Below are 13058 nucleotides of genomic sequence, written 5' to 3' on the forward strand. Positions count from 1 at the left end.
TGGATAACTTTGTGATTAACCCGTTGCGCAATGACTCCGAACCCGCATGGGACGGGCTTTCCGTTAGATCGATTGAATTTTGAGCAGCACTTTTTTTAATAAAATCAACAGCTTGCACGAGAACTCGTGCATCTGTTCCACCATACCCCTCCAAAGCGGGGGGCGCGGCGCCCGTTGTGGAAGAGTGGCGCTCGGCGGCGGAGGGGCGCGATGAGCTTCAGGGAGCCGAATGCCGCGCCCGGGCCGCGCGTGTGGGCCGTGGGCGCGCTGTGCCGCGCGGTGGCCGATGCGCTCGATGCGCGCTTCAACCCGGTCTCGGTGCGCGGGGAAATCTCCGGTTTCTCGCGTGCATCGAGCGGTCATTGCTATTTCTCGCTCAAGGACGAATCCGGCCAGCTGCGCTGCGCGATGTTCCGTCGCGCGGCGAGTCTGCTCGACTTCACGCCGCGCGACGGCGACCAGGTCGAAGTGCGCGGCCGGCTGGCGGTGTACGAACCGCGCGGCGATCTGCAACTGGTGGTCGAAAGCCTGCGGCGCGCGGGGCAGGGCGCGCTGTTCGAGCAGTTCCTGCAGCGCAAGGCACGCCTCGAGGCCGAAGGCCTGTTCGACCCGGCGCGCAAACGGGCGCTGCCCTCCATGCCGCGTGCCGTGGGCGTTGTCACCTCGCTGGGGGCTGCGGCGCTGCATGACGTCGTGACCGCGCTGCGGCGGCGTGTGCCACATATTCCCGTGGTGCTGGCGCCGGCGGCAGTGCAGGGCGCCAACGCGCCGGCCGAACTGGTGCGCGCCTTGCAGTCGCTCTACACGCTGGAGCCGGCCGTCGACGTGATCCTGCTGGTGCGCGGCGGTGGCTCGATCGAGGACCTCTGGGCCTTCAACGATGAAACGCTGGCGCGCACCATCGTGCAAAGTCCCGTGCCGGTGATCAGCGGCGTGGGGCACGAAACCGATTTCACCATCGCCGATTTCTGCGCCGACCTGCGCGCGCCGACGCCGACGGCCGCCGCCGAACTCGTCAGCGCGCCGCGCGACCTGTGGCTCGGCGCGCTTGATCTGCTCGACGAGCGGCTCGGCGATGCGCTGGGCGGGCGCCTCGACGTGCTCGGCCAACGGCTGGACCAGGCGGCCGCACGGCTGGGCCGCCCGTCGGGCCTGGTCGCGCGCCAGCAGTTGCGGCTGGCGCACCACGCGCAGCGGTTGCACTACGCGGTGCTGTCGCGCCGGGAGCGATTGGCGCAGGTGCCGCAGGCCATCGCCACCGATTTTTCCGCGAAGTTCGCGCGTTCGCTGACGCAGCGACGCGAGCGGCTCGAGCGCGTGGCCCTGCGTCTGCGCCTGCTCGACCCGGCCCTGGTGCTGCAGCGCGGGTATGCCTTGCTGACCGATGGCGAAGGCCGTGCGGTCGTCAGCGCAGGCAGCCTGAAGGCTGGCGATGCCGTGGTCGCACGCCTTTCGGATGGCTCGGTCGACCTGACCGTGACGCCCGGCGGCGCGACGGGAACGCGTCTGACGCCGCCCCCCTGATTACTTCCTAGAATCCTTCATTCCCCACAACCAACCCACGAGAAAAAACCATGGAACATGTGCTCCCACCCCTGCCGTACGCCATCGACGCACTGGCCCCCGAGTATTCGAAGGAAACGCTCGAGTACCACCACGGCAAGCACCACAACGCCTACGTGGTGAACCTGAACAACCTGCAAAAAGGCACCGAGTTCGAAGCGATGACGCTCGAAGAGATCATCAAGAAGTCCAGCGGCGGCATCTACAACAACGCTGCGCAGATCTGGAACCACACCTTCTTCTGGAACTGCATGAAGCCCCAGGGCGGCGGCGCTCCCACCGGTGCGCTGGCCAAGGCCATCGATGCCAAGTGGGGTAGCTACGATGCCTTCAAGGAAGCCTTCGTGAAGTCGGCCGTGGGCAACTTCGGCTCGGGCTGGACGTGGCTGGTGAAGAAGGCCGACGGTTCGGTGGACATCGTGAACACCGGCGCCGCCGGCACGCCGCTGACCACCGCCGACACCGCGCTGCTGACGGTGGACGTGTGGGAGCACGCGTACTACATCGACTACCGCAACCTGCGCCCGAAGTTCGTCGAGACCTTCCTGGCCAAGCTGGCCAACTGGGATTTCGCGGCGAAGAACTTCGGCTGAAGCCGGACCTGGCGCTCGCTATGAAAAAAAAGCCGACCTGCGTGTCGGCTTTTTTACGGGCGCTCAATTGCTCAGCGCTTGGCGGCCGAGAAGAGCTCTCCGCCGAGCTTGGCACCCTTTTTGATGTTCTTCTTGGCGAACCAGCCCTGGTTCATCTCGAGCACGTAGCGCACCGGCTCCTCGGAGCAGTGCGAGTTCTCGGTCATCGGCTGCATGTCGACCAGATTGACGATGCGGCCATCGTCGGCCACGAAGGCGGCGGTCAGCGGCAACAGGGTGTTGCGCATCCAGAAGCACTGCGTGGCCGGCTGCTCGAAGACGAAGATCATGCCCTCGGCCTGCGGCATCGTCTTGCGGAACATGAGGCCGATCTCGCGTTCGCGGGGCGATTGCGCCACTTGCGCATCGATCTTGTAGAGGCCGACCGACAACTGCGTGCGTGCCAGATCGGTTTGGGGTTGCGGTTGGATTTGCTGCTGCGCGTGGGCCGGCGCCAGGAAGGACGCGGACACCAGAAGCAGCGCGGCGAGACGCTGAAACATCGGATGACTCTTTCGGGGCGGCGACACACGAGGTCGGCCCGTGACCAATAAAAATGCCCGCTGAAGCGGGCATTGCCGGGAGCTTGAAAGCTTACACCTTCTTGGCGGCGGCCGCGTGGGCCTTGGAGACGTGGCGCACCTTGTGCTTCTTGACCGTGTGCTTGGCCTTGGCTTTGTGGACGGTGGGAGCGGCCGGCGCTGCGGAAGCGGGTTCGGCGGCTTGGGCGAATGCACCGGCTGCGAAGAGGCCGGCGACCAGGGCTGCGATCAGCTTGTTCATGAGAAATCCTTTGAGATTGTTGATATGGATCACCTCCCTGCGGAAGGCCTCCATTCAACGGACCTCAAGAACCCCGGTTGACAGTGGTTGAACAAAACTGCGAACGAAAAAAAGCGCTCTGGAGAGCGCTTTTCTTAGGGGGACAGACCGGCTTACTTGGCGCCGGGCATGTCAGGCGTGCCGCCTTGGGTGGCCTTGCGCTTCACGCTGCCGTCCTTGTTGCGGCGACGATCGTCGCGGGTCTTGGCGCGCTTTTCGCCAGCAACGCCAGCCTTGTCGGCACCGAAGGCGCCGCCTTCGGGCGTCTTGGCGATGTCGCCAGCAGCGGGAGCCACTTGACCAGCGGGCTTGGCTTCCTTCTTGGCTTCAGCGCGAGCTTGCGGCTTGCTGTTGGTCGCGTTGCCTTGTTCGGGCGTGGTACCGGCCGGGTTCTGGGCGTACGCGCCAGCGGCGAACAGGCCAGCGATCATGACTGCGAGAAGTTTGCTCATTGATGATTCCTCTATCGAGAATTGGTTGGAAACGCCTCCCGGCGAGCAGAAGGTCAGCCAGTAACGGGCTCTATCGCCCTACGGTTGACAATTGTCCGCTGATGGGTTGCGTCTAAAATGTACAGCGATTTGTTAGCGCGCTGTACAGCGATTCTCCCTCGCTGTCTGAATTCGCAGACAGTCGTTCGAATTACGTCACTCCCGGAGTCAAGCCCCCTCATGTCCAGCTATCAGCACATCAAAGTCCCGACCGAAGGCCAGAAGATCACGGTCAACGCTGACAATTCGCTCAATGTGCCCGATCAGCCGATCATTCCGTTCATCGAAGGCGACGGCACCGGGCTGGACATCACGCCGGTGATGCTCAAGGTGGTGGACGCCGCAGTGGCCAAGGCCTACGGCGGCAAGAAGAAGATCCACTGGATGGAGGTCTACGCCGGCGAGAAGTCGACCAAGGTCTACGGCCCCGACGTGTGGCTCCCCGAGGAAACCCTGCATGCAGTGCGCGACTACGTGGTGTCCATCAAGGGTCCGCTGACCACGCCCGTCGGCGGCGGCATCCGCTCGCTGAACGTGGCGCTGCGCCAGGAACTCGACCTGTACGTCTGCCTGCGGCCCATCCAGTACTTCGAGGGCGTGCCCAGCCCGGTGCGCGAGCCGCACAAGACCAACATGGTCATCTTCCGCGAGAACTCGGAAGACATCTACGCCGGCATCGAGTTCGAAGCCGAAAGCGACAAGGCCAAGAAGCTCATCAAGTTCCTGCAGGACGAGATGGGCGTCAAGAAGATCCGCTTCCCCAACACCTCGGGCATCGGCGTCAAGCCCGTCTCGCGCGAAGGCACCGAGCGCCTCGTGCGCAAGGCCTTCCAGTACGCGATCGACAACGACAAGCCGAGCGTGACCCTGGTCCACAAGGGCAACATCATGAAGTTCACCGAAGGTGGCTTCCGTGACTGGGGCTACAACCTGGCCGCCAAGGAATTCGGCGCCGAGCTGATCGACGGCGGCCCGTGGATGAAGTTCAAGAACCCCAAGACGGGCAAGGAAATCACCGTCAAGGACAGCATCGCCGACGCGTTCCTGCAGCAGATCCTGCTGCGTCCCGCCGAATACAGCGTGATCGCCACGCTGAACCTCAACGGCGACTACGTGTCCGACGCGCTGGCTGCACAGGTCGGCGGCATCGGCATCGCACCGGGCGCGAACCTGAGCGACACCGTCGCCATGTTCGAAGCCACCCACGGCACGGCCCCCAAGTACGCCGGCAAGGACTATGTGAACCCGGGTTCCGAGATCCTGTCTGCCGAAATGATGCTGCGCCACATGGGCTGGACCGAAGCGGCCGACCTGATCATCAGCTCGATGGAAAAGTCGATCGCCAGCAAGAAGGTCACCTACGACTTCGCGCGCCTGATGGACGGCGCGACGCAGGTGAGCTGCTCCGGTTTTGGCCAGGTGATGATCGACAACATGTAGTTGCAAGCACTGACGTCGACAAGCGTCAGGCCCACGCCAAGCCCTCGAGCTTCCGAAAGGACTCGAGGGTTTTTTCTTGCCTGTCGCATCCTCGATATCGTTATTGAAATACCTCCTTTGTCTTCCGAACGTAAGGAGCCACGGACAAACATCACAGATCGAGAGGCAGCGTCCTGCATTTAACTATTGGTAGAAACTGTGCTGTGTTTGCCTCGCGGCGAGCCGCCAGAATCGCGCCCATTCCAAGAAGCATAGGGGGCGCGAAGTGGGGAAAAAGAACGCAGGAATCTGCCCGGCAACAGGGGGCCTCGCAGACGACTCGATCGAACAGGGCGTGCACGCTGCACGGCGGATCGCGCAATGACGATCTCTCGGCGAGCGCTGTTCGGCAAGCTCAACCTCACCTTGTTTCGCGGCATCGAATCCGCCACCGCATTTGCCAAGCTGCGTGGCAATCCCTATGTCGAACTGACGCACTGGATTCACCAACTCTGGCAGCTCAACGACAGCGATCTGCACCGCATCTGCCGGCACTATCAGATCGACGCGCAAGCCATTGAGAAAGACTTCGCATCGGCCTTGTCCAGCTTGCCATCCGGTGCCACCTCGCTGACCGATTTTTCCAGTCACATCGAAGCTGCCATTGAGCGCGCGTGGGTGCTCTCCAGTCTCGAGTTCGGCGCGCACTGCGTGCGTGGTGCGTGGTTGCTTGCTGCGCTGCTTCAGACGTCAGACTTGCGGCGCGTGCTTCTTGGCATCTCGCCTGCATTCCAGAGAATCCCAGCAGACCAACTGACGGAGGCCATCGATGCCATCGTGGCCGGTTCTCCCGAAGGGCAGGAAGGACCGCACGATGGTTCCGGTCTGCCATCAGCGCTGCCCGGAGAAGCCAGTGCCGCACTCGCGGATGCCGCGTCGGACGGAAAGTCGGCGTTGCGGCGCTACTGCACGGATCTGACCGAGCGCGCGTCTCAAGGGCGGATCGATCCGGTCATCGGGCGCGGACACGAGATCCGCACGATGGTGGACATCCTGCTGCGTCGCCGTCAGAACAATCCCTTGCTCACAGGAGATGCGGGCGTCGGCAAGACGGCGGTGGTCGAGGGGCTCGCATTGGCCATCGCGCAAGGCGAGGTTCCTCCCGATCTGAAGAACTGCCGCCTGTGGAGCCTCGATGTCGGAGCCTTGTTGGCCGGCGCAAGCATGCGCGGGGAGTTCGAGTCCCGCCTCAAGGCCTTGCTGGAAGAGGCGGGCAAGTCGGTGCAGCCCGTCATCCTCTTCATCGACGAGGTGCACACCTTGGTCGGTGCGGGCGGGCAATCCGGAACCGGCGATGCCGCCAACCTGCTCAAGCCAGCGCTTGCACGAGGAACCTTGCACACGATCGGTGCCACCACCTGGAGCGAGTACAAGCGCCACATCGAGAAAGACCCGGCGCTGACGCGACGCTTTCAGACGCTGCAGGTGGCAGAGCCCGACGAGATTGCTGCGACCGAGATGGTGCGTGGCCTTGTCGCCACCTTTGCCGAGCACCACGGCGTGCTCGTGCTCGATGAGGCTGTGCGCGCCGCCGTGACGCTGTCGCATCGCTACATCCCTGCACGCCAGCTGCCCGACAAGGCGATCAGTCTCCTGGACACCGCATGTGCGCGCGTTGCCATGTCGCTTCACACGCCGCCGCCTGAAGTCGAGCAATGGCGGCACTGCATCGCAGCCCTCCAGGTCGAGCTCGAACTGCTGCGTCAGGAGGGTGTCGTTGCCCAGGGGAGTGATGCAAGAGCGTTGCGCCTCGACAAAGCTCGATCCCAACTCGATGCCGCGCAGCAGGCGTTGACCTTGCACGAAGCGCGATGGCAAGACGAGCTTGCACTGGTTCGCACGATTCATGGATTGCGGACAAAGAAGAAGGAGGAGGCGAAAGAGCTGCGCTGCGCCGAAGGGAATGCACCCTCGGCGCAGCTGGAGGCCCTCGAACTCGAGCTTGCCGCGCACCAGAAGGAGTTGCCTCTGATTTTTCCCCAGGTGGACGAGGCCGTGGTGGCGGGCATCGTGGCCGATTGGACCGGAATTCCCGTGGGGCGGATGGTCACCGACGAGGTCGCGGCAGTCGTTGCGCTTCAATCACGACTGGAAGCGCGCGTGATCGGCCAGGGGCCTGCGCTCGCGGCGATCGCCGAGCGCATGCAGACGGCGCGGGCGCGGCTGACGGATCCGAACAAGCCGGTGGGTGTCTTCCTGCTGGCCGGCCCTTCGGGTGTGGGCAAGACAGAAACGGCATTGGCATTGGCCGAAGCCATGTATGGCGGCGAGCAGAACCTCATCACCATCAACATGAGCGAGTTCCAGGAATCGCACACGGTGTCGACTTTGAAAGGCGCGCCCCCGGGGTACGTCGGCTTCGGTGAAGGTGGCGTGCTCACGGAGGCCGTGCGCCGAAAGCCCTACAGCACGATCCTGCTCGACGAGGTGGAAAAAGCCCACCCGGATGTGCACGAGATCTTCTATCAGGTGTTCGACAAGGGGTGGATGGAAGATGGGGAAGGGCGTCGTGTCGATTTCCGAAACACCACGATCCTGTTGACGAGCAACACTGGTGCGGAACTCATCGCCGCTCTGAGCGAAGACCCCTTGCTGACGCCCGATGTCGAGGCCCTGCGCGATGCACTCCAGCCGGCGCTGCGAACGGTCTTTCCTGCGGCCTTCCTTGGCCGGTTGGGCCTTGTTTCGTCTTCTGGAGAAAGGGCGCATCGTGAGCACGGCCACGCCGGGGCGATTGAGCGTGGAATATGCGTTCGACGGCCGCAGGGCCTTGATCGATGTCAGTTCGGGCAGTCAGCCGAATCCCCTCGGTAGCGATGTGCTCAAGGGCTTTCGTTGCCCTGGACGCGCAGCCTGACCCATGCGGATGTGGAGCATGCTGCGTGCCGCGTGGCACGTCACCCCGCCCGCCATCTGGGGAAAACTTCCCGGCCATGCGGATTTCGTTCGCAGCGGCGTCCGCCACGGAGAGCCGGACGCGTGGATGCCTTGGCTGGCCCAGCAGTGCCGCCATGCCGGGGCGGACGCCACGGCACGTGCCATGGCGATTCCCGTCGCCTTCGTGCTTCCGCCAGGAACGCTGGCGTTCGCGCGGCGGCGCTTCGTGCTGGGGGTGATCGTGCCGTCCGTCGACAAGGTGGGGCGGCACCACCCTTTGCTCGTCTATCAACTGGCGCATCCACGCTGGACGCAGGCGCACTTCGGCGCTCAGGTGCAGGAGCCCCTGGATTGGCAGTTCTGGCTTGCGCGTGCCGTGGCCCGGCATGCCTGTGCCCAGGGGGCGGCCGATCTGCGCGTGCTGGAGCGCACAGTGCGGGCGCTGTGGCGCGCGCAACAGTCGCAGGACGGGCGTGCGGGATTGAAGGACGAGAGCAACCGCGCGCATCGGCGCAGGCAGATGCAGGCATTGCTCGAACGTGGGGCGGGGCCCGCGCTGCCGGACGATCCCGCTGCGGCGCTGCAAGGCGTTCGCTTTCTGCCATGGGCTGACTGGCCGAACCGGCTGCAGGGCGCCCGAGCGGAAATGGCGTTCTGGCAGCAGGACGCGCAAGGGCGCTTCATCGGGGCGGCCAACCGATTGCAGAAGCTCTGGGGGGACGCACCATGATCCGCATGGAAACAGGGGAGGGCGACCCCGAAAAGACGCCGTTGCGCCTGCAACTCACGCACAGCAACGGGGAGCCGCGGCGTGGCGCGTTGTCGATCCCTCCCTCCGGCGCCGGCATGGCCGATGCGCTTCAGCTGTGTGGGGAGCGTCAGAGCGAAGCGCAATGGCGCGCGGCCAATCTGTGCCGCATCGCATGGAGCGACAGTGCGGGGGAATGGCGTTTGACGAACAGCAGCCACACGCTGATGTGCGCGTGTCGGGGCGAGCGCGTGCCCGCAGGAGTGAGCGTGCCGGTCGCGCCGGGGGACACGCTGGAACTCGGGCTGTTGCGTTTCACGGTCGAGCAAGGCGCTCCGGCCGACGTGAGGAAGCCGGGCACGCAGGCGCCTGGCCGGCGCGCTTCCGCCGATGCCGACCGGGGCGCGGCGTCGCACACGCCCGCGTCCGACGCGTCGCCCTTTGATCTGCGTGTACTGGCCTTCAACGACCGTCCGGAGGGCGGCGAGCGCGACGAACACGTGGATGTGCTGGCGAACCCCTTCGGCGTTCTCGACATCGCAGGGGCGCAGCCGTCGCCCGTTGCCGATGTCCTGGCGGGGCTGCTCGGTGATGCCCCCGTGGCTGCGCAAGCACGACCTGCGGCGCGCCCGGCGATCCCGCCGGCCCGTGGCGATGGCCGCCCGGCCAGTCTGCTCGACGAACTGCACGAGGAGTTCGTCCGCGTCGTGCGCGATCCCGCTCAACTCTCGGGGCGTGTCGACTGGGAGGGCCTGCTGGCATCGGGCAACGAAGCCGCGCCCACGCTCGATGACTTGCGTCGGCAGGCCGAGCCGTACCCGTTGCTGCGCGACATCCTGCTGCCGCGCGAGGGCATCGACCGGATCATCGAAGACTTCGAGCCCCTCGTGAGATCAGGCTTGCTCGACGAGGAGGTGCCCGAGGACGTGCTGGGCCTGTTCGCCCCGGAGCTGGCGCGCGACAGCCGTGCGCCATTGCCCAGCCTGACACGGCAAGAGCACCATGACCTGTCGCCTGACAGCCATCTTCACCTGGGGTCGACAACGCCGCACCGCGTGGACAGCGACGAAGGCGAGGGGAAGCCATGACGAAATCCCCGGAGGCCGCCCCCGGCGGGACGCTTCAAGACATGCTGGGACGATTGCGGCGTGCGCCGTGGAGGTTCGGCTTCCTGTCCCTGTTGAGGCGCTTCGGCGCGTCCCACCTGCAGCATCCCCCCGTCGGCTTGGCCAGGCGCCCTCAGCAGGAGCCGTTCCGGCTGGGGCAGGCGGCGGCCTTGACTTTCGCGCCGCGCGAAATCGCCAGCGTGGTGCTGCCCGGTGAGTCGGAGCGCCGGGTGCCGGGAGCATCGCCGACGCGGTCCGGCAACAACCCGACGCTGCCGGTCGTGCGTCTGTACGGCCTCGGGCTCCTGGGCCCCAACGGCCCGTTGCCGCTGCACTACACCGAACTGGTGCGAGACCGCACGGAAAACCACAACGACAGCACCCTGGCGGACTTTCTCGACCTGTTCCATCACCGCTACCTGACGCACATGTACCGGGCGTGGGCGCAAGGGCAGGCCGCTGCCGGGCTCGACCGGTCGGAGGACGAGGCGTTCAGCCGCTACATCGCACGCCTGACGGGGCACGACCCGCTCGAGATCCGCGATTCGGTGCTGCCCGCGCACGCCCGGTTGGCGGCCTCGACCCATCTGGCCCGCGAAGCCCGCAATCCCGACGGGCTGGCCGCCACGCTGGCGCACTTTTTCGCCGTGCCCGTGCAGCTGCAGGAGTTCGTGCGCCACTGGATCCGGATCGATCCCGAAGACCAGAGCCACCTGGGGCGCGCGCGGACCTCCAGCATCATGGGCGTCGGGGCCATGGCAGGGGAGGTCGTGGCCGACCGGCAGAACAAGTTCCGGCTCGTGCTTGGCCCGCTGAGCCTGGAGCAGTACCTGCGTTTCACCCCGCAGGGGCAGGACTTGGGCCTGCTCGTCGAATGGGTGCGCGGCTTTGTCGGCTACGAATTCGTCTGGGAGGTGGAACTGCGTGTGCGCAACGACAGCACCCCGCCGGCACGGCTCGACGACGCCGAGAAGCTCGGGTGGTCCACCTGGCTCGGCGGTTCCGGCCGCGCGGAAGACGGGCGGCCTGCCGTCGATGCGCCGCGTTCGACGCCCGGCTACACCGTCGGCATGGTGTTCGAGCCCGAGGCGTACATCGGCTCGCGCCATCACGGCCAAGCGGCCGCGGCGCGCTGAATCTTTCATTGGGAGAACCTGCTCCATGACTGCCCCCATCCACACCGACGCCGAGCCCACCGCCTACGCCACGCGCGCCCGCAGCGAGGCGGGCGACCGGCTGTCCCCTTTCAGCACGACAGCGCCTTGCGGCCCCAGCTTGGAATACGACGCCGAATACGCCGTCCTGCTGGCGCGCATGTCCCTGCGTGGCGATGCGCAATACGGGCAGTTCGTCGGAGCACCCGACGCCCCGAACTGGGCCGAGATCGAACGGGACTGCCGTCGGCTGCTGTTGCGGACGCGGGACATAAATCTCTTTGTCTGGCTGTGCCGCGCACGCACCCGGCTGGCGCAGGCGGCAGGGCTTGCGCAGTCGTTGGTGCTGCTGGTCGAGGCGCTCCGGACCTGGCCCGAGGCAGTGCATCCCCAGCTGGTGATCGAAGGCGAGCGCGACCCGGCCGTGCGTGCCAACGCGCTCGCTGCATTGGCCGATCCGGAGGGCCTGTTGAGCGACGTGCGCGAAGTGGTCATTGCCGCCAATGCTGCGCGGCACCTGACGGTGCGTGAAGTCGAGCGCGCCTTTGCGATGCCCCGGGCGCCGGACGCAGCCAGTCCGGAGGCCATGGCGCAGCAGCTGGCAGACCTCGCGGCCGCGGCGTCGGGCGACGACCAGGCGCCGCTGCGCCTGTTGGCGCAAGCGGCCGAGGCGGCGGCGCAGATCGTCGCCTGGGCCGCCCAGCACTTGGGGTCGGACGCGCCTCCGCTGCATGCGCTGGTGCGGGTGCTGGCCCCATTCCAGCGAACCGGGGCATCGGCGCCGCCTGTCGCGGCCGCAACAAGATCTGATCCGCTTCCGTCATGGCCGGCAAGCACGCCAGCCGGTGAGGGCCTGGCGACACGCGACGACATCCTGCGTGACATTCGCAAGGCCCGCCGATGGTTCGAGAACCACGAACCGAGCAGTCCTGTCGCCGTGTTGCTCAAGCAGGCCGAACGCATGACCGGCCTGCGGTTTTCCCAGGTGGCCGATGCCATTCCACTTGATCTGCTGCGCAAATGGGATGCCGACGAGGAGGCTTCGCTGTGACGCTGATTCAGGCCAACTTTCTTGTCATCTGCTTCGCGATCGGCGCCGCTGGCGCCTTGCTGGGCCTCTGGGTGTTCTCGCACAGGCTCGGCAGGCAACTCGAAGCGCAGCGCCGTGCCTCGGATTCGGAGCGCGAACAGGTGCGGCTGGCGATCCGCGCCGAGTTGACGCTGCTCGGGCAGCAGCAGACCGCACATCAGAAAGCGCAACGCTTGGCACTGGCGCGGTGGCAGGCTGAGCAAGATGCGCGGCGGATGGCTGAATGGCAGGCGTTGTCGCCAGCGCCCCCCCCTTTGGCGGGCAGAAGAGGAGGGCCGGTTGCGCCGCCCGTTGTACCCTCACCCCCGCAGCGGCCGAGACCATTGCCACCAGTACCGGCCTTGCACGAGGATTCGGAGTTGCAGAACTCGCCAGTCCCGCTCGCGTTGCCCGCCGCCGTTCACGAGGAAGCAGAGTCGGCACCCGAGCGCGAACTCACCGACGAAGAAATCGACGCCTTGCCGCCCGATCTGCCGGTTCCGACCCGGGTGCCGGGCCGGAAATTGCCGGCGCCCAAAGGTCCCGTTCTGCGCAATCTGTAAAAAAGACCGGCAACCTGCCGGTTTTTTTACGTCCGTCTTCGTGCTGTCGTACACGAGGCATGCCTCTTGATTTGTCGAATAGGCGTCACCAAGTCTGTTGGCGTCGGCACGGTGCTTGCACGCTCTATAGAATCTTTTTCATGGCAACGAGAATTCCCAAAACTCCCAGCACCCCACCGGCGCAGAAACCGGCGGGCGACGACGGAGATTCGGTCGTTCTGGAGCGCCGCCCGCAAAAAACGGCGCCGCCCCAGATGTACCAGGTCGTCATGCTGAACGACGACTACACGCCGATGGAGTTCGTGATCGTCATCCTGCAGGAGTACTTCAGCAAGGACCGAGAAACGGCGACCCAGATCATGCTCAAGATCCACCTCGATGGCCGGGGTGTCTGTGGGGTTTATTCCCGCGACATGGCGGCCACCAAGGTCAATCAGGTGATGGAGGCCGCGCAGCAGGCAGGGCACCCGCTGCAATGTGTCAGCGAACCGGTCGCGTGAACCAGTTGAATTGCACGCGCTCCAACCCATCTGAGAACTTATTTACAGCAAGGC

At 65.5% G+C, this 13058-nt stretch carries 13 protein-coding genes; 10 read left to right on the forward strand and 3 right to left on the reverse strand.

Going from position 1 to position 13058, the window contains the following annotated elements; genetic code table 11:
* Positions 1-210 precede the first annotated feature (210 nt).
* Positions 211-1524 (forward strand): exodeoxyribonuclease VII large subunit, encoded by a 1314-nt coding sequence (gene xseA / locus AC1RL8_RS01445; RefSeq protein WP_492685595.1) that lies wholly within the window; start codon positions 211-213, stop codon positions 1522-1524.
* 50 nt (positions 1525-1574) lie between these two features.
* Entirely contained in the window at positions 1575-2156 is a 582-nt protein-coding gene (locus AC1RL8_RS01450; RefSeq protein ID WP_101493049.1) for a superoxide dismutase, read from the forward strand.
* A gap of 71 nt (positions 2157-2227) precedes the next feature.
* On the opposite strand, the gene AC1RL8_RS01455 is transcribed toward AC1RL8_RS01450, so the two are convergent.
* From AC1RL8_RS01455 to AC1RL8_RS01465, 3 genes are all read right to left on the reverse strand, one after another.
* Positions 2228-2698 carry a DUF192 domain-containing protein gene (locus AC1RL8_RS01455; protein ID WP_082548869.1) on the reverse strand — a complete coding sequence of 157 codons (471 nt, stop codon included), beginning with the start codon at positions 2696-2698 and terminating at the stop codon, positions 2228-2230.
* Positions 2699-2789: 91 nt separating this feature from the next.
* Positions 2790-2978 (reverse strand): hypothetical protein, encoded by a 189-nt coding sequence (locus AC1RL8_RS01460; protein WP_492685710.1) that lies wholly within the window; start codon positions 2976-2978, stop codon positions 2790-2792.
* Between the two features lie 152 nt (positions 2979-3130).
* Positions 3131-3469 (reverse strand): hypothetical protein, encoded by a 339-nt coding sequence (locus tag AC1RL8_RS01465; protein WP_062471494.1) that lies wholly within the window; start codon positions 3467-3469, stop codon positions 3131-3133.
* A 219-nt stretch (positions 3470-3688) separates the two neighbouring features.
* On the opposite strand from AC1RL8_RS01465, the gene icd reads away from it, so the two are divergent.
* The 8 genes from icd (at position 3689) to clpS (ending at position 13004) form a co-directional block, all read left to right on the forward strand.
* The gene (gene icd / locus AC1RL8_RS01470; RefSeq protein ID WP_062471491.1) at positions 3689-4948 is read left to right on the forward strand and encodes an NADP-dependent isocitrate dehydrogenase; all 1260 of its coding nucleotides are present in this window, start codon (positions 3689-3691) and stop codon (positions 4946-4948) included.
* A gap of 360 nt (positions 4949-5308) precedes the next feature.
* Entirely contained in the window at positions 5309-7801 is a 2493-nt protein-coding gene (gene tssH / locus AC1RL8_RS01475; protein WP_492685596.1) for a type VI secretion system ATPase TssH, read from the forward strand.
* Positions 7802-7862: 61 nt separating this feature from the next.
* On the forward strand, positions 7863-8594 hold the full coding sequence (gene tagF, locus AC1RL8_RS01480) for a type VI secretion system-associated protein TagF (RefSeq protein WP_492685597.1): 732 nt from the start codon (positions 7863-7865) through the stop codon (positions 8592-8594).
* Entirely contained in the window at positions 8591-9700 is a 1110-nt protein-coding gene (locus AC1RL8_RS01485) for a TagK domain-containing protein (RefSeq protein ID WP_492685598.1), read from the forward strand. Before tagF ends, AC1RL8_RS01485 begins: the two co-directional genes overlap by 4 nt.
* Positions 9697-10854 carry a type VI secretion system baseplate subunit TssG gene (gene tssG, locus AC1RL8_RS01490; protein ID WP_492685599.1) on the forward strand — a complete coding sequence of 386 codons (1158 nt, stop codon included), beginning with the start codon at positions 9697-9699 and terminating at the stop codon, positions 10852-10854. The genes AC1RL8_RS01485 and tssG overlap by 4 nt, the downstream gene beginning before the upstream one ends.
* 25 nt (positions 10855-10879) lie before the next feature.
* Positions 10880-11923, forward strand: coding sequence for a type VI secretion system protein TssA (locus AC1RL8_RS01495; RefSeq protein WP_492685600.1), 1044 nt, complete (start codon positions 10880-10882; stop codon positions 11921-11923).
* Positions 11920-12504, forward strand: a complete 585-nt coding sequence (locus AC1RL8_RS01500; protein ID WP_492685601.1) for a hypothetical protein — start codon at positions 11920-11922, stop codon at positions 12502-12504. Before AC1RL8_RS01495 ends, AC1RL8_RS01500 begins: the two co-directional genes overlap by 4 nt.
* A 140-nt stretch (positions 12505-12644) precedes the next feature.
* Positions 12645-13004 carry an ATP-dependent Clp protease adapter ClpS gene (gene clpS / locus AC1RL8_RS01505; protein WP_062471456.1) on the forward strand — a complete coding sequence of 120 codons (360 nt, stop codon included), beginning with the start codon at positions 12645-12647 and terminating at the stop codon, positions 13002-13004.
* Positions 13005-13058 lie beyond the last annotated feature (54 nt).

It is taken from the genome of Variovorax sp. GW822-FHT04E09 (assembly GCF_058800845.1).